Annotated in this window: 7 protein-coding genes; 3 read left to right on the top strand and 4 right to left on the bottom strand. The window is 60.0% G+C overall.

The window, feature by feature from the left end:
* The first annotated feature begins 25 nt into the window (after positions 1 to 25).
* Positions 26 to 544, top strand: coding sequence for a hypothetical protein (locus ACKFRX_RS05400; RefSeq protein WP_239191617.1), 519 nt, complete (start codon positions 26 to 28; stop codon positions 542 to 544).
* Here the strand turns inward: ACKFRX_RS05400 and ACKFRX_RS05395 are convergent.
* From ACKFRX_RS05395 to ACKFRX_RS05385, 3 genes are all read right to left on the bottom strand, one after another.
* Positions 541 to 1,383, bottom strand: a complete 843-nt coding sequence (locus ACKFRX_RS05395) for an ECF transporter S component (RefSeq protein ID WP_005323496.1) — start codon at positions 1,381 to 1,383, stop codon at positions 541 to 543. The genes ACKFRX_RS05400 and ACKFRX_RS05395 overlap by 4 nt on opposite strands.
* 174 nt (positions 1,384 to 1,557) lie before the next feature.
* Entirely contained in the window at positions 1,558 to 2,406 is an 849-nt protein-coding gene (locus ACKFRX_RS05390) for a hypothetical protein (protein ID WP_005323497.1), read from the bottom strand.
* Positions 2,407 to 2,487: 81 nt separating this feature from the next.
* Positions 2,488 to 4,191, bottom strand: coding sequence for a carboxylesterase/lipase family protein (locus ACKFRX_RS05385; RefSeq protein WP_408928232.1), 1,704 nt, complete (start codon positions 4,189 to 4,191; stop codon positions 2,488 to 2,490).
* A 116-nt stretch (positions 4,192 to 4,307) separates the two neighbouring features.
* Between ACKFRX_RS05385 and ACKFRX_RS05380 the strand changes: the two genes are divergently transcribed.
* Positions 4,308 to 5,042: a hypothetical protein gene (locus ACKFRX_RS05380; protein ID WP_408928231.1), complete on the top strand. Its 735-nt coding sequence runs from the start codon at positions 4,308 to 4,310 to the stop codon at positions 5,040 to 5,042.
* Between the two features lie 177 nt (positions 5,043 to 5,219).
* Entirely contained in the window at positions 5,220 to 8,939 is a 3,720-nt protein-coding gene (locus ACKFRX_RS05375) for a multifunctional oxoglutarate decarboxylase/oxoglutarate dehydrogenase thiamine pyrophosphate-binding subunit/dihydrolipoyllysine-residue succinyltransferase subunit (RefSeq protein WP_408928230.1), read from the top strand.
* A gap of 393 nt (positions 8,940 to 9,332) precedes the next feature.
* On the opposite strand, the gene ACKFRX_RS05370 is transcribed toward ACKFRX_RS05375, so the two are convergent.
* Positions 9,333 to 16,670: a G5 domain-containing protein gene (locus ACKFRX_RS05370; RefSeq protein WP_408928229.1), complete on the bottom strand. Its 7,338-nt coding sequence runs from the start codon at positions 16,668 to 16,670 to the stop codon at positions 9,333 to 9,335.
* Positions 16,671 to 16,849: the final 179 nt, after the last annotated feature.

The following is a 16,849-nucleotide window of genomic DNA, read 5'->3' as shown; positions in this document are numbered from 1 at the left end:
CGCGTTGGGTTCTAGTGTGATGGCCATGCACAACGTACAAAAGAAGTTTCCCCAGCCCACCGCAATGAACCTACCCCAGTCCGCTTCCGAGATTGCGGCGGACTTGCTCTACCACGAATATGACACCATCAATTCCATCGCTGCCATCATGCACCATCCGCGCTCCCTGGCGCGCCCCACTCCCACCTGGCGCCCACCGATAAAGCAACTGCCGACGCCCGCCGGTGGACCGGGCGGAGAGTATTGCATGAGCATTACCCGCCACCGCGTGGGTGCGCGCGTGAAGGCCCGCGTGCGCGGCTTTGGGCAAGACCGCATTCCGGCGTATCTGATTACCATCCGCATTACCGAGAACTTTGGTCAGCCGGTAGATCCGGCCGTGGCCGAGGGCTGGGTGCGCACGCTCGTGCCGGCAGAGATGGTAGGTGCAGTCCACGAGGTCTCCCGTGGCCCGAATGCCACTTATGTGTGGCTCGTGGATAGCTCCTATCAGCCGGTCCACTCCCCCGAGTCGCTCTTCGCCGGCTTCAGCCAAGCCGCCTAGGCGGTCGCGCGCTGTTGTGTTGACTGCGCAGATGCGTCTGACTCTGCATGCGGGTCAGGCGCGTGGAGCACCTTCCTCATCACCTCGTGGTTGAAGGTCACCGTGTAGTGCCGGGCAATTACCTTTGGCATAAAGCGCAGGACCAAGCAGGCGATGAGGACGGTAAAGACCTTATCCAAAATGTCCGAGGTAAGGCCCTGCAAGATGATGGCCAGGCGCTCGTCTTGGAAAATCATCTCGTAGAACTTGGTGAGGTTTTGTGGCCCCTTGCGTGGGTGACCACTGAAGGAAAAGATGAGTACGTACACGCTCATCACGCCGGAGCCGATGCCTATTCCGAGGCCGGAGAAAATGATCCAGGACAGCTTGTTGAATACCCCGCGGCGAGCCAGCAGGCCTACTGCGGCACCGATAAAGATACCTACGGGCGCAAAGGCGAGATTATAGGCAAAGTACGCTCCGCCCAATACGGTGGTGGTAAGCCCCGTGGCCATGCCGAGCACGGGACCGGCGATGATGGCGACGATGGCGGTGCCGACAGCATCGAAGAACATCGGCACCTGCGTGCGCACCGTCAACGAGCCCAACAGCAGGTTGATGGAGGCGCCGAAGATCGGATACAGGAGGATGCAGTTAGGCACCAGCCCATGCTGCGAGGTATATAGCAGCACCGCGGCCGCTAGGAGGAGAACCCAGACGCTGGCGGTCAGGTAGGACTCGAAAGTCATATTTACCGTGGAGTACACCCCAAAGACGGTGCAAAACCACGCGGCAAGCGAGAGTGCCACGGCTACTACAACAAGGACGTAGCGCCACGTGGTATCGCGGGTCATCGCCATGGTCTTCTCCTCCTCACAGAGCTAGGTTTAGGGCGGATTTCCAGCTGCAGGCTGGGGACGCCCTAAAGCCTAATTGGCGGCGCGCGAAAGTAGCAACACAAAAGGGCCCCTAAAACGGGAAAGGCCCAGCCCGGCCGCGGAAGGCGGCGGGGCTGGGCTATGGGGAGGCGGGGATTATTTTTCGTCGGCTGCGGGGGCGGCGGATTCGTCGTCCAGGTCGGCATCGTCGCCGTCGAAGAAGTCCTCGTCTTCGTCCTCGTCGTCTTCGCCGAAGATGTCGTAGACGTCAGGTTCTTCGTAGTCTTCGTCATCGAAGGAAACGAGCTGTGCTTCCCAGTCCAGGGCCTGCTCGGAGACGAGGCCTAGGACATCGAAGAGGCGATCGAAGTCGGTGTAGGTGCCGAGCTCGAGGGCCTCGGCCGGAACCTCCACAATGGGAACGTCATCAAACTCGGCGTTATCAAAGAGGGCGAGGCGGTCAGCCTCATCGAGGTCCTCATCCTCTTCGTCCACTTCCCACGCGAGGGCGACTGCCTCATCCTCCATGTCGTCAAGATCGTCTTCGTCGAAGTCGAAGGCAAGGAAGCGCACGATGGCGGACGGGACGCCGTCGATGGTTTCCACAAGCACGCGCAGCTCCGAGTCGTTGGCCACTTCAGCCACGACGAGGTGCGGGTTGAGCTCATCTTGGGCAAATTCTAATTCCGCGATGCGCTCATCGGTGCCCTCCAGCAGGTCCCGCAGGACGGTAACGACCTGGTCGGTGGCGATGTGGCGGGATACCGCCTCCACGGCATCGTCTACCGAGAAGGCAACGGAGACGAGGACTGCCTCGAATTCCTCATCGTCTTCATCGACATCTGCCGCGGCAATGTAGACATTCGCGGCGGGAAGAAGCGGATCGATTTCAATAAATTGGATTTCCAGATCAGAGGTGATCGGAACAAACATGACGTCATCATTGACGCGGGACTCGATGCCCTCGGCATCCAATGCAGAAGCAATATCTTCGAAAAAGCTCATGGTGGTTTAAAATCCATCCTTCGGAAGCAGAGGTTCCCACGGTAGGCAAGCCGCCGCCCGCGGTCACTGTGGAGTCTACCGTTATTCCCACCCGGATGGTTGGAAGCCTAAAGATCTCACCAGCTCCGGGCGCCCGCTTCCCCACTCCAACATGCGGTAGCCCTCCCAGGCTTGCCGCTTGAGCTCGTGCGGCGCGTGCTCAATATAGGCCTCGGCATCGAAGATCATGGTGGCGCGCTGAGTGGATCCGTAGCGCGGCCAACTCATCTCCGGACGGCCGCCATGGATGAAGGCAGACCAGTGTTGCTGCATGGTGGCGGTGAGTTCCTCCATCTCCGCGCGCGATCCCCAATTGGTAAGGAAAGATGCGCGCGAGGAATAAGGGTCACCGAAGACATTGCCGAGCTCCATCGAATGCATGGCACCTAGGCCCAGCCACTTGAGCACGGCAGAGGCGAAGTCGAAGCGATACATCCACGTTGGTGCCACCTGCGCATGGGCGGTGGCGATGCGGGTGGAGGGGGCCCAAAAGAGGGCGTCGGCAAGCAGGTGCGCAAAGTCCTCCCGGGCCACCGCGCCGTCATAGGCGGCGACGACTTCGGGGGCGTGCTGGGGATCGAAGGAAGCCAGAAGGCGCAAGGCGGCGCGCTCGCGGGAGCTTTGACGCTGGAAGAGGAATTTACCAAAGCTAGCCTCGTCCGAGTTCGTGCCGATGAGCAGCGGAACCTGGTGCTGGTGCCCATTTTCAAAGGCAGCTATGGGGTGTTCCGGAATGAGCTCATCATCCACCGTGGGCGCGTAGCAGGAATTGAGGTGAATGAGCTCGCCGGCCCGCCACATCATGGATTGGCCCGAGCGCACCAGATCGGCAAAGTTTTCCTGGCGCAGATCCTCCACCGAGGTGCGCCGGGGCAAGGCCAGGCGGTGGACTAACTCGCGCGCCCACAAGGTGGACTGGGCGCGGGAATGGATCATCGCAATCGGCGGGGACTGGGCAATGGCACGGTGGAAGAGGCCTTCCGCGGCCGGGCTCGTCATGAGGGTGAGAACCGCCGCGCCCCCGGCCGATTCGCCCATGAGGGTGACGGAATCAGGATCGCCGCCAAAGGCCGCAATATTGTCGCGCACCCACTGCAACGCCAGGATCTGATCGGCCACCGCCGGGTTAGCGCTGCAGTCCCCGCCCAGGCTGCGCAGATCCAAATAGCCCAGGGAGTTAAGGCGGAAGTTAATTGATACGTAGACCACGTCCATGCGGGTGGCCAGCTCAAAGCCGCGGAGCATGAGCATGTGGGACGAGCCCATAATGAAGCTGCCACCGTGCAGGTAGACCACCACGGGAAGTTTTTCTTCGGTGCGCGGGCGCACGATGTCGAGGTGCAGGCAGTCCTCGGAGCCGATAATGCGGTCGGTCCAGGAGTACGTGGGCTGCGGGGCTGGTGGGCCGAATTGGCTGCAATCGCGCACGCCCTCCCAAGCCGGTGCGGGCTGCGGGGCGCGGAAGCGGTTGTCCCCGGCGGTGGTATCGCCAAAGGGGATGCCGCGCCAAGTGAGCACCGGCCCGGCGCTAATGGGGCGATCGGTGCGCAGGTCCTCCTCTATAACGCCGCGCACCCACCCGGAGGTAGTGCGGACGGTGAGCTCATCTGCCAGGGCGTTTTGGGCCTCTTCGTGCGCGCGGCGGGCGCGTTCGTGGGCCTGCTCCGCTTTCAGGCGCGCCGCCGCGGAAGACTCCTCCGGAGGGAAATCCCCGGAGGCGCGGTAGTTCTCGTGCGGCGTAACCATGCCCTCTAGCTTAGGTTGCTTGCACGCCCTCGGCGATCTCTTTGCGGCGCGGCGGTGTATTAACAGAGCCTTTACTATGCTGGACGCAGATAAGTTTTAGCGAAAGAGAAGGACACATGGGTTTCTTTACTAAAGACAAAAAGGACAACTCCACCGAGGTCGACACCGTCGATACCTATGACATCGATCCGGAAGATACCAACCGCTTTACCTCCGCGCTCCTCAATTCCCTGGACCGCGCAGTGGCCGTGCAGTCCGGTGTCATCATCAAGTACGTCGAGAACCTGAAAAAGCGCAATAAGGACGCAAGCCCGCAGCAGCTGCAAGAACTCATTGACAAGCACTTCCTCAATATCACCTCCGGCACCGGTGCGGCCGCGGGCGCTTCCGCTGCCATCCCTGGTGTCGGTTTGGTAACCGGCGCAGCTACCATCGCCGGCGAATCCGTAGTCTTCTTGGAGGCGGCCGCGTGGTACATCTTGGCTTCGGCCTACCTGCGTGGCGATGACATCAAGTCCCCCGAGCGCCGCCGCGCCCTTGTACTTTTGGTGCTGACCGGTTCGAAGGGGTCCGCTTTGGTGGATACCTTTGTGGGCGATCTCAATAGCGTGGCGGGCATGCGCTCGGCCGCTAGCCTCTCCCGCTTCTCCGGCCCGACGCTGTCTGGCATCAACGGCCGCCTGACCAAGCTTTTTACCAAGCAGATCACCAAGCGCCTGAAGTGGGCGTGGATCAGCAAGCTCATGCCCATGGGCATCGGCGCCGTGCTGGGCACCACCGCCAACCGCAAGCTGGCCAAACAGGTCATCGAGCACGCCAGCGAGCAGCTTTCTCCCCTTACCCAAGCCTAGGGGTAGCCGGAAACCACTAAGCGGGGCTATTGATACCCCTAACATAGTGAGTTTAGGGGTATGACCCGTATCATGTAGGCAGACTCTTTGGCGAGTGACGCATGCACTCGTGCAAAGGCCGCACTAAAGTCGAATAAACGACCATTTTAAAGCAGAGAAATGAGGCGAATACCTGCCGTGAGCACATCGAATATCTTCGGCCCCAATGCGTGGCTGATAGACGAGCAGTTCCAGCAGTACTCCAAGGACCCTAGCTCCGTAGATAAGGAGTGGCGCGACTACTTCGAGACCAACGGCGCGCCTACGTCTAAGGCACCAGCCAAGGAGGCCGCGAAGCCGTCTAAGCCTGCCGCAAAGAAGACTGAGGGTACTACTACCGCCCGCAAGCAGGAGGCCCGCGAGACTAACGTGGATAAGTCCGTGGCCAAGGCGCAGGAAAAGTCCGCTAAGGCCAAGCAGTCCGTGAAGAAGTCCGAGTCCCCGCTCGACCGCATCGCGGATTATAAGGGCGGCGAGGAGCGCCAGCTCAAGGGCATGTTCAAGGCCATTGCGAAGAACATGGAAGAATCCCTGGAGATTCCTACGGCTACCACCGTGCGCGATATGCCGGTCAAGCTCATGTGGGAAAACCGCTCCATGATCAATGACCACCTCAAGCGCACTCGCGGTGGCAAGATCTCCTTTACCCACATCATCGGCTACGCCATGGTTAAGGCCGTACAGCTGCACCCTGACATGAACGTGCGCTACGAGGAAAAGGATGGCAAGCCTTATGTCATCCAGCCGGAGCACATTAACCTGGGTCTGGCCATTGACCTGCCGCAGAAGGATGGCTCCCGCGCGTTGGTCGTCGCCGCCATCAAGGAGTGCGAGAGCAAGTCCTTCTCCGAGTTTGTTGAGGCCTACGAGGACATCGTTACCCGTTCTCGCAAGAACAAGCTCACCATGGATGACTTCTCTGGTGTGACCATTAACCTCACCAACCCAGGCGGCATCGGCACCCGCCACTCCATCGCCCGCCTGACTAAGGGCGCCGGCTCCATCATCGGCGTGGGCTCCATGGATTACCCGGCCGAGTTCGCTGGCGCTTCCGCGGACCGCTTGGCAGACTTGGGCGTCGGCCGCCTGGTTACCCTGACCTCCACCTATGACCACCGCGTCATCCAGGGTGCAGAGTCCGGCGAATTCTTGCGCACCATTGGCCAGCTGCTTGTCGACGGCGCCTTTTGGGACGACCTCTTCTCCTCCATGGGCGTGCCTTATGAGCCGTTGCGTTGGGCACAGGACGTGCCGAACTCCGGCGTGGACAAGAACACCCGCGTCATGCAGCTCATCGAGTCTTACCGCTCCCGCGGCCACCTGCTGGCCGATACCAACCCGCTGGGCTGGGTACAGCCGGGCCTGCCTAACCCGGACCACCGCGACCTCGACATCGCGACCCACGGCCTGACCATTTGGGATCTGGACCGCACCTTCAACGTCGGTGGCTTTGGCGGCAAGGAGCAGATGACCCTGCGCGAGGTGCTGTCCCGCCTGCGCGCCGCCTACACCCTGAAGGTCGGCTCCGAATACACCCACATCCTGGACCGCGATGAGCGCGGCTGGCTGCAGGACCGCCTGGAGGCAGGCATGCCGAAGCCGACCAACGCGGAGCAGAAGTACATCCTCCAAAAGGTCAATGCCGCAGAAGCATTCGAGAACTTCCTGCAGACCAAGTACGTGGGCCAGAAGCGCTTCTCCCTCGAGGGCGCCGAGACCCTCATCCCGCTGCTGGATTCCATCATCGATACCGCCGCCGGCCAGGATCTGGACGAGGTCGTCATCGGCATGCCGCACCGCGGCCGCCTCAACGTCCTGTTCAATATCGTGGGCAAGCCACTGGCCGATATCTTCGGCGAGTTCGACGGCAACTACAAGGGCGGCCAGCTCGGCGGCTCCGGTGACGTGAAGTACCACCTGGGCTCCGAGGGCCACCACCTGCAGATGTTTGGCGATGGCGAAATCAAGGTCACCCTCGCCGCCAACCCATCCCACCTCGAGGCCGTCGATCCGGTCATGGAGGGCATCGCCCGCGCTAAGCAGGACATCTTGGACAAGGGCCCAGAGGGCCACACCGTTGTTCCAGTCATGCTCCATGGTGATGCTTCCTTCACCGGCCTGGGTATTGTTCAGGAAACCATCAACCTGTCCCAGCTGCGCGGTTACACCAACGGCGGCACCGTCCACATTGTGGTCAACAACCAGGTGGGCTTCACCACCACCCCGGACTCCGGCCGTTCCACCCACTACGCCACCGACCTGGCCAAGGGCTTCGACTGCCCAGTCTTCCACGTCAACGGTGATGACCCAGAGGCAGTTGTCTGGGTTGGCCAAATGGCAGCCGAGTACCGCCGCCAGTTTGGCAAGGACGTCTTCATTGACCTCATGGTCTACCGCCTGCGCGGTCACAACGAGGCCGATGACCCATCCATGACTCAGCCGGAGCTCTACTCCGTCATCGACGAGCACAAGGCAGTGCGCGAGCACTACACCAACGACCTCATCGGCCGTGGTGACCTTTCCGCCGAGGATGCCGAGGCAGCCGCTCGCGACTTCCACGACCAGATGGAATCCGTCTTTGCTGAGCACAAGGAAGCCGGCAAGGCTCGCCCGAAGGAGCAGACCGGCATCACCTCCTCCCAGGAGCTCACCCGCGGCCTGGATACCTCCATTACCGCCGAGGAGCTCGCCGAGCTGGGTGCCGCTTATGGCAACCCACCAGAGGACTTTGAGTACCACAAGCGCGTGGGCAAGGTAGCCAAGGAGCGCGAGAAGTCCTCCCGTGAGGGCGGCATCGACTGGGGCTGGGGCGAGCTCATCGCCTTCGGTTCCCTGGCCGGCGAGGGCAAGGTTGTCCGCCTGGCTGGTGAGGATTCCCGTCGCGGTACCTTCACCCAGCGCCACGCCGTCACCTTCGACCCGCGCAACGGCAACGAGTACAACCCGATGCACGCCATCGCCACCTCCAAGGGCAACGGCGGCAAGTTCATGGTTTATAACTCCGCGCTGACCGAGTTCGCCGGCATGGGCTTCGAGTACGGCTACACCGTGGGCAACCCAGACGCCCTCGTGGCATGGGAGGCACAGTTCGGTGACTTCGCCAACGGCGCCCAGACCATCATCGACGAGTACATCTCCTCCGGTGAGGCGAAGTGGGGCCAGCTGTCCAGCCTGGTACTCCTCCTGCCACACGGCTACGAGGGCCAGGGCCCGGACCACTCCTCCGCCCGCATCGAGCGCTACCTGCAGCTGTGCGCTGAGGGTTCCATGACCGTGGCTCAGCCTTCCACCCCGGCTAACCACTTCCACCTACTGCGCCGCCAGGCACTCGGTGAGATGAAGCGCCCGCTGGTCGTCTTCACCCCGAAGTCCATGCTGCGCAACAAGGCAGCTACCTCCGCCGTGGAAGACTTCACCGAGGTCAAGCGCTTCCAGTCCGTTATCAATGACCCGAACTTCGTTGATGTCAACGGCAAGAAGGTCGGCGATACCGACAAGGTCAAGACCATCATGCTGGTCTCCGGCAAGCTGTACTGGGATCTGGAGAAGAAGCGCGAGGCCGATGGCCGCGATGACATCGCCATCGTCCGCGTGGAAATGCTCCACCCGATTCCTTTCAACCGCCTGCGCGAGGCATTCGAGGCTTACCCGAACGCCACCCAGGTCCGCTTCGTTCAGGACGAGCCGGCCAACCAGGGCCCATGGCCGTTCTACAACGAGCACCTGCGCACCCTGATTCCGGATATGCCGGAGCTGGTTCGCGTTTCCCGTCGTGCACAGTCCTCGACTGCCACCGGTAACGCCAAGGTGCACCAGATTGAGCAGAAGAACCTGCTCGAGGAGGCCTTCGACATCTAGTCGCCTCTACCCCGTTTAAACCCCAGTGAGGACCTCCTCACTGGGGTTTACTCATGCCCTCATCCTTGTCTTGAACGTGTGGCCACTGGCCTCTTTCAGCCCCCGCCTCAAGACTTCCACTCTCGCACCCCGCCTTTCTCGCCTTCCGACTCTCCCCTCCTCCCGCCTCCCACACACCTCCTCCCTCGCCCTTCGCGCTCACCGGCGTCACGCGAGGCCACCCCACGCCTGCTCCCCGTGAGCGCGAAGGGAGAGTTGAGGGCAATCACTTAGGCTTCTGTTCTGGCCTGCCCACAGGCACGCCTTGGCCAGTCGTTAGAAAGCAAAGACGGCAGCCACCTTTCAATAAGGTGACTGCCGTCTTTAGCAGGCGCTGGGCGCTAGGCCGAATGATTAGTCATTACGGCGCTCACGACGCAGCAACAGCGTGGAACCGATGATGAGTGCAATACCCACGCCCACGATTCCGAGGACATTGGCACCGGTATCAGCCAGTGCGCGGTTGCTCGACGTCGAACCAGAGGTGCTCTTAGAGCCGCTCTGGCTAGAGGTCGTGGAGTTGCTCCGCGGTGCATCGCCGTAGCTCGGGTTGGACTGGTTGGTCTGACCATTGGTCTGCTGGCCCTGCTCATTCAGCTCAACCTTGCCGCTGATCTTCGGCTCATCCTCACCAAGCTTAGGCTGAGGTGCGGTCGGAACCTTTGGCTTGGCATCTGGCGAACCACCTGGGGTGTGGTGATCGTTGACGCTGGAGCCCAAGATTCCGCCGCCAATCAGGCCGCCGATAATCGGTACCAAACCATCCGAGATGCTCGAGCCACTCGGGTCTTCTGGGTCCTTCGGGTCATTTGGCTTGCCTGGCTCCGGATCCTGAGGTTCGTCTGGCTTACCTGGGTTTGGTTCGTCAGTCGGGTCCTCGGTTGGGTCCGTGGTCGGCTTGTCGGTTGGGTCCTTCGGGTCTTCCGTCGGGTCCTTAGGATCCTCGGACGGGCCTTCGCTCGGATCAACGGTTGGCTTGCCAGTCGGTTCGTCGGTCGGGTCCGTAGTTGGCTCGCCGGTTGGGTCCTTAGGATCCTCGGTTGGGTCCGTGGTCGGCTTGTCGGTTGGATCCTTAGGATCCTCCGTCGGGTCCTTCGGGTCCTCAGTTGGATCCGTGGTCGGCTTGTCGGTCGGGTCCTTAGGATCCTCGGTCGGATCCTTCGGGTCCTCAGTTGGGTCCTTGGGATCCACCGTCGGATCCTTAGGATCCTCAGTCGGGTCGTCCGTTGGCTCATCGGTCGGGTCGGTCGGCTCAACAGGCTCGCAACCACAGTTGTCGCTGATGACGCCGATGACGGTCTTCACATTGAAGGTCTGACCATCCTCGGTGGTGACGGTGACCGGGATTTCCTGAATGGTACCGCTCGGGGTATCAGCCGGCGGAGTAACCATCAGCTGGCCGGTGGTCTCATCGATGGTCACGGTCCAGCCCGCTGGAACCTCGCCCAACTCGTAGGTATTGCCATCCGTGTGGCCGTAGTTGATATCTACGGTCTGGGTATCGCCGGCCTCAATAACCGCTGGGTTATAGGTTGGCGCGGTGATGACCTCGGTCTCGGTTGGCTGAGTCGGGTCTACCGGCTGGTCCTCCTTGACGATGAACGTTGCCGTCGCGGTGTAGGGCTTGCCGCCCTCCGGGGTAACCGTAACCGGGATTTCGGCGTAGTCGCCCGACTTGGCGTCGGCAGGCGGCGTGGCCGTAACCGTGCCGTTCTCGTCCACGGTGGCGGTCCAGCCGGCTGGGAGCTCACCGATCTCGTAAGTATTGCCCTCGGAGCCGTCCTTGATGTTCTGGGAAGCAGGCTCGCCCGGCTTGGTTAGCTCCACGCCGTAGAAGCCGCGGTCCAGCTCGACCGGAACTTCCTTGGTCTCGGTGACCTTCTCGGTTTCGGTCTCGGTCTGCGTTTCCGTGACCACCTTGGTGCCTACGCGTAGCTTGCGCGGGGTCGGCTCCTTGGTGACGTCCTCAGTGGTTTCTGGGTCGCCCACGACCTTGCCGTCCTTGAGCTTCCAGACCTTGGTGACTTCCTTCTCGCCGAAGGAACCAGCCTGGTCCTCCACAACCTTGCCTGCCTCGAGGTTCGGGTCAGACTCGATGAGGGTCTCAAACGGCAGCTGCTCGGTGTGCTTATCGCTCAGCTCGGTCTGGGATGGTGCGGTACCGACTTCGATAATCTGCTTGGTCGGCTTCCGGATCTCCTCGGTGTCATCCTTGGTGGAAATCTCGCCATTATCGGAGGTCACGGTCACGACGTGTTTGACCTCACCTGGCTTTCCTTCCTGGACCAGCTTGGTCTCCCCGGCCTTGAGATCCGAGTTCTCGCGAACCTCGACCTCAAATGGGGTGCTCTCGGTCCACTCCACGGTCTTGGAGGTGGTCTCACCCTTGGTGCCGACCTTGATGATCTTCTTGACCGGTTCCTCGACGCGCTCGGTTTCGGTCGTGGTACCCGTGACCTTCGAATTCTCGATGGTCTGGGTCGTGGTGACCTTGTCCTTGCCCGGCTTGCCCTCCTGGACCGTCTCCTGGGTACCGGTCGGCAGGGAGTCGTCGAACTGAATCTCAGTCTCGAACGGGACCTCGACCTCGGACTCGGTGGTGTTCGTGCCCTCGGTCTTGGTGCCCACGCGGATCACCGCGTTGGTGGGCTCCTTGGTGCGCTCAGTGGTCACGGTCGGCTCGCCGGATGGCTTGCCGTCCACAATCTTTTGCGTAGAGGTTTCCACCTCGGTGCCGTTCTCGCCCTGCTTATCGACGACCTGATCCCCCGCCTTCAAAGAATCATCAAAGACGATTTCGGTCTCAAATGGGACAGGCTTTTCGGTCTTGGTGACCACGGAGGTGTCCTCGGCCTGCGGGCCGTACTCGACGATGCGCTCGACAGGCTCGGTGCGATCCTTGGACTCGGTTACCTCGGCCTTGCCGTCAGTTCCGGTGAAGGTAGCAGTGTACGATGCCTCGCCGTTCTTGCCTTCCTGGACCACCTTGGTCTCACCCGGAGCAAGATCCGGGTTTGGGCGCAGGGTGGTGCCGAACGGAATAGGCTCAGTCCACTCGACCTTGTCAGAAGCGGTGGCCTGCTTGGTGCCGACCTTGATGACCTGATCCACAGGCTGCTCAGTGACCTTCTCCTCTACGGTTGGCTCGCCATCCGGATTGGAGTTGGACACCTTCTGAGTAACGGTGATGGTCTTCTTGCCCGGCTTGCCCTCGGTGACGGTCTGAGACTCACCGGCAGGCATGGTCGGGTCGTACTCGATCTTCACGCCGAACGGAACCTCGGTCTCAACCGAATTGGAGGTTTGGCCCTCGGTCTTGCCGCCCACACGGATGACCTGCTTGACCGGCGCCTTGGTTTGTTCCTTCGTGACGACAGGGTCGCCGGACGGCTTGCCGTTGACCAGCTTCTGGGTGGTGGTGACGGCCTCTTCGCCTTCTTCACCCTTCTGGTCTACGACCTGCTCGCCGGCCTTTAGCGAAGGATCATAGACAATCTCGGTCTCAAACGGAATGCGGTTCTTATCGGTGAAGGTCAGCTCCTGGTCATCTAGGCCAGGACCATATTCCACGATGCGTGGCTTCGGGTCCTTGGTCTGCGAATCCGAGGTGGTCTCTACCTTCGGTACGCCTCCCTGCTCGAGGGTCGCGTCGAACTTCACCGAAATGGTGCGCTCGCCTGCTTCACCTTCCTGGACCACCTTGACCTCGCCCGGAGCAAGCTCCGGGTTAGGGCGCATGATGGTGTCGAAACCAGTCTGCATGGTCCAGGTCATCTCATCAGATGCCTTAGAAGGTTGGGTGCCAATGACAACGACTTCGTTGACAGGTGCCTTGGTCTGGGACCACTCACCGGCGCGGTTTTGTACCTCGGCGCCTGGCTCACCCTTCTTTTCTACCTTGTACGTTCCCTGCGGGACCGTGTCGTCGTACTTGTACTCGACCTCAAACGGCACCTCACGGGTTGGCGCGTCCTTAATGCTGATCGGCGCAGTGACGGTATCTTGCGAGCCATCCTCGTAAGTCACGATGACAGGCACACCAATGGCATCGCCCGGCTTGGCCGTCTTTGGCGCAGTAGCCATAACGTTGCCGCTGTCATCGAGGCCTACGATCCAATCACCGTTCGCGGTTGAGTAGAAGTAGGTCGGGTTGCCGGCGGCGTTGGTTTGACCGGTCGGAACCATGCCGTCGACAGGCGAAATGCGATAAGGAGTCTTTTCCTTGGGAGCAACCTTGACGCCATCCGGAAGGTTGAGGTTTAGCGGCGAGGTGACCTCGTCGCCCGGATAGGTGGTCTCCGGTGGGTAGGCCGGGTCAACCTCGTAGTTCTGCGTCAAGTTCACCACGGTGGTCAGTGGGACTTTATCCGTCGAACCATCCGGGTAGTTAGCGATTACGTCAATCGTCTTCTTATCACCCGGCTTGGCAGTGCTCGACGGGGTGGCCGAAACCTCGCCGGTCTTGAAATCAATATCGTAAGTCCAGCCGTCTTGCTCCAAGTGGTAAATCGGCTGGTCGCCATCGTTACCGAAGGAGAATTTTGTATCGGATGGCGCGTTATTGAGATTCACATCGCGGGTAACCTTCGTTCCCGGCTTGGTGGATTCAACCGCGTATACCGGCTCGTTGGTGTCCTTTTGCTGGGATTTGACCTTAAACGATGCGAGGACCGTATCGGTAGAACCGTCAAGATAGGTAATCGTTACTGGAACATCCACGCCGTCGCCAGGCTTGGCGTCGCTAGGAGCGGTCGCGGTGACCACACCGTTCTCATCCACGCTGGTCTTCCAGCCATTGACCTCCGCGGGTACGGAATAGCGCTGGGACGCATCATCAATGAGGTCACTATTGGGAACCTTGGTGTTGTCAGTGATGAGCGAGTCCACCGGCTGACCCGGAGTGGTGGTCTGCTGTTCGTACTGCGGCTCGTATACCTGATTCTGGCGTGCAACGGCGACCACAGTGGCGATGGTGGTATTGGAGGAACCGTCCTTGTAAGTCACGCGCACTGGAATATCCGCATGAGATCCAGGCAATACATTGGAGGCAATCGGGGTGGTGATTTCACCCGTCTTCGGATCGATCTTTACATCCTGAAGGTTCAGGTTACGCGGGGGCGCAATGTAGGAAGGATCATTCGGGTCCGTGATGATGGAGAAGGTTGGCTCCGCGTCATCGTCAATGTCCGTGCGGTTGACGGTGCTGGTGACGCTCGTTCCCGGCTTGCCGGTAACCGTTGGGTAAGACGGGCTATTGGCAGAAGAGTAGGAATCCACCACAGCGAATTTTGCTGGCACCTTCGCCGTGGAACCGTCAGGATAGGTTACTTCAACGTCAACCTGCACGCTGGCGCCGGCGGGGACGTCAGAGTTCGGAGTAGCGGTAACAGAACCGTTGTCATCAATGGAGAAGGTCCAGTTGGCCGGCAGATTCTTTGGCAGCTTGTACTTGCCCAGGGAGGGATCAGATAGCTGGGTGTTGATGTCAGACTTTACTGGTTCACCTGGCTTGGTGTACTTAGGCGGATAGCTAGCTATGTCATCGCCGGTATCATCGCCGATGACATTGATAACACCAGTAGCAATCTGCGGGTTAGCCCCGCTGGCATAGTAGGACTTCACCGGCACGGTGATCTGTGCGCCCGGAAGTGCATTATCCGGGATGGTGGAGGTCAGCTCACCGGTGTTTTCATCAATGGTGACGGTCCAGTCACCGGTCTTGTATTCCAAAGAACCATCGGGGAAGGTATACCGATTCGGCTGCTCGTCGTCAGCGTTTCCGCCCAGGCCAATGTTTGGCATGACGGGTTCGAGCGTGACCTCTTCGTTGGCCTTGCCAGTTACTGCAGTGTAGTCCGGAACCTTGACGTTATTAGTGATCTGGAAGGTTGCTTCAACCCTATCCGTGGTGCCATCAGGGTAGGTGGCGATGATCGTAGGAGTGATCTTGGAGTTATTTGGGGTGTTCTCGTCAGACGTAGCGGTTACGACTACGAGGTTTCCGTCATCATCAACCTTGACCTTCCAGCCGTCCGGAACGGTGCTCTCATCCACCTTATAAGAAGTCGGAGCAACCGGATCGTGGCCGTCCATAACCGCCTTGGTGGTCAGGCTAGCCTTCAACGGCTTTCCTGCGGGGCCCTGAACTAGGCCCGGGGTTTCCAACTCGGTGACCTGAGTATTATTCGGATCAACGACGGCGAGCAGCGGAATGATGTCCTGCGAGCCGTTGGTATAGGTCACGATGACGCGCGGCTGTGCAAACGTGCCCGGTGCAGGGTTCGGCGGGGCGGTCACCGTAACCTCATAGCTGTCCGGATCCATGACAGCTTTCCAGCCGTTGAACACATAGCGATTATCCAGCTTTACCTCGGCTTCGACGCCGCCCTCATCGCGCGACTTCACCAGTTCAGCAATCTTGTCACCGGACTGCGTAAAAGTCACCGACTGCGGTCCAGTTGCTACCGGGCCGTTCTCGCTGTCGACGCCGGAGATAATCTCCTGCTGAGCAGGTTCATAGAGAGGATCGTGGAACTGGGTATCGTCCAAGCTCCACTGGTGACCCGAAATGACGTTGGGCTTGTTGTAGCGATCCAGCGCGTTGGACTCGTCATATACTTGTCCAAAATCTCCGTCGGGAATCGCATCACGCAGCTGTTTGACCGTACGTGGCTGTGCCATCACGTTGAAACGAGTTCCCTGCTGCGCGGACAGCTTCGTGCCCTTATACTTCGGCACCGTGTAGATAATGTCACCGTTATCGTCGATGCGCAGCTTCTGCTCACCGCCAGAGGCGGAGGAGTTGCTCGAACCGATGTACTTGCCCTGGGCATCGTAGGCTTCCGCAACCATACGAGACATGGAGTTTGAGTCGGCATTAATGTGGCCGACTTTGAGTTCTTCGCCTGGACGAATGACCAACTTTTCCTTCGGCACCCAATCTACTGAAATGGCGGAACAGTTATCGTTCTCACTCGGCCACGGGTTGAATGAGACCTGAACGTCAGGGTCGTTGAAAATCTGGGTGGGACGGGAAGTGTTGTCCTGCGTGTACGTGTCTTTCCAACCGTAGGACACGCCGGTTTCCGTGGCCGCCTCCGCAATATCGTCGGCGCTCAGGTCAGCCGCAATCGTCGCAGTGAGTGGACCACGCGGACCTTGCCGACCAATGCTCATCACCGACTCAGTGGAATGGGTAATGTCCTCGCCCAGAATGCTATCTCCCGGTGCCGCCGCAGCAACGCTATGGGTTCGCACAGGAGCATTATTATTGCTTCCTAAGACAAGGAAATCGCGCCAAGTTCGATCCTGCGAGGCATCCATCTTTACGTTAGCGCCAAACGTTCGCTTGTTATTCGAGTCCCTGGACGGCTCCTGGATATTGAATCTGAACCCGCCCTTGCTGCCCTGCTGGCCGCTGAAATTAACCGTACAACTACCGGAACCAATATCGGAGGCAAGCTGCTGCGCAGGCTCGATGGCGCCCGTTCCATCGGCCCCGCGAATTCCGCCGGTGTACGCAAGCTCTGAGTCCGCAGCCTGCTGAATGCGGGCGTTTTCAGTTTTATTACCCTCGCTATATACGCCGGGAATAACAGCGGCCGCGCCGAGAGCCAGCGCGATTGAGGATACTGCGGCCAGTGATTTAGTAGAGCCGCGATTGATTAAGAATTTCCGCTTGGAAACTGTCATATAAGGAGTCCTTCATCCATGTAGGGGCTGTCCTGTCCGCGACAAACGCACAGGGCAGACAGCTTTCCGTAATAGAAGCTGAATTTAACCTAGTTTATTACTGGCAAGCCCGCTATAAGAAACTATGCACCTGTATTTTTCCTGTTCACGCTAAATGAACCTGTTCCCCACTCTAGCGA

This window comes from Corynebacterium tuberculostearicum (genome assembly GCF_046097465.1).
Lineage (GTDB): Bacteria > Actinomycetota > Actinomycetes > Mycobacteriales > Mycobacteriaceae > Corynebacterium > Corynebacterium tuberculostearicum_I.
The sequence above is the reverse complement of the archived record's forward strand: the minus strand, read 5'-3'. Positions and strand labels throughout refer to the sequence as shown.

Coding starts and splice junctions, on each gene's coding strand:
- ACKFRX_RS05380 (WP_408928231.1), top strand. CDS start 4,308: ATGGGTTTCTTTACTAAAGACAAAAAGGACAACTCCACCGAGGTCGAC.
- ACKFRX_RS05390 (WP_005323497.1), bottom strand. CDS start 2,406: ATGAGCTTTTTCGAAGATATTGCTTCTGCATTGGATGCCGAGGGCATC.
- ACKFRX_RS05370 (WP_408928229.1), bottom strand. CDS start 16,670: ATGACAGTTTCCAAGCGGAAATTCTTAATCAATCGCGGCTCTACTAAA.
- ACKFRX_RS05385 (WP_408928232.1), bottom strand. CDS start 4,191: ATGGTTACGCCGCACGAGAACTACCGCGCCTCCGGGGATTTCCCTCCG.
- ACKFRX_RS05400 (WP_239191617.1), top strand. CDS start 26: ATGCACAACGTACAAAAGAAGTTTCCCCAGCCCACCGCAATGAACCTA.
- ACKFRX_RS05395 (WP_005323496.1), bottom strand. CDS start 1,383: ATGGCGATGACCCGCGATACCACGTGGCGCTACGTCCTTGTTGTAGTA.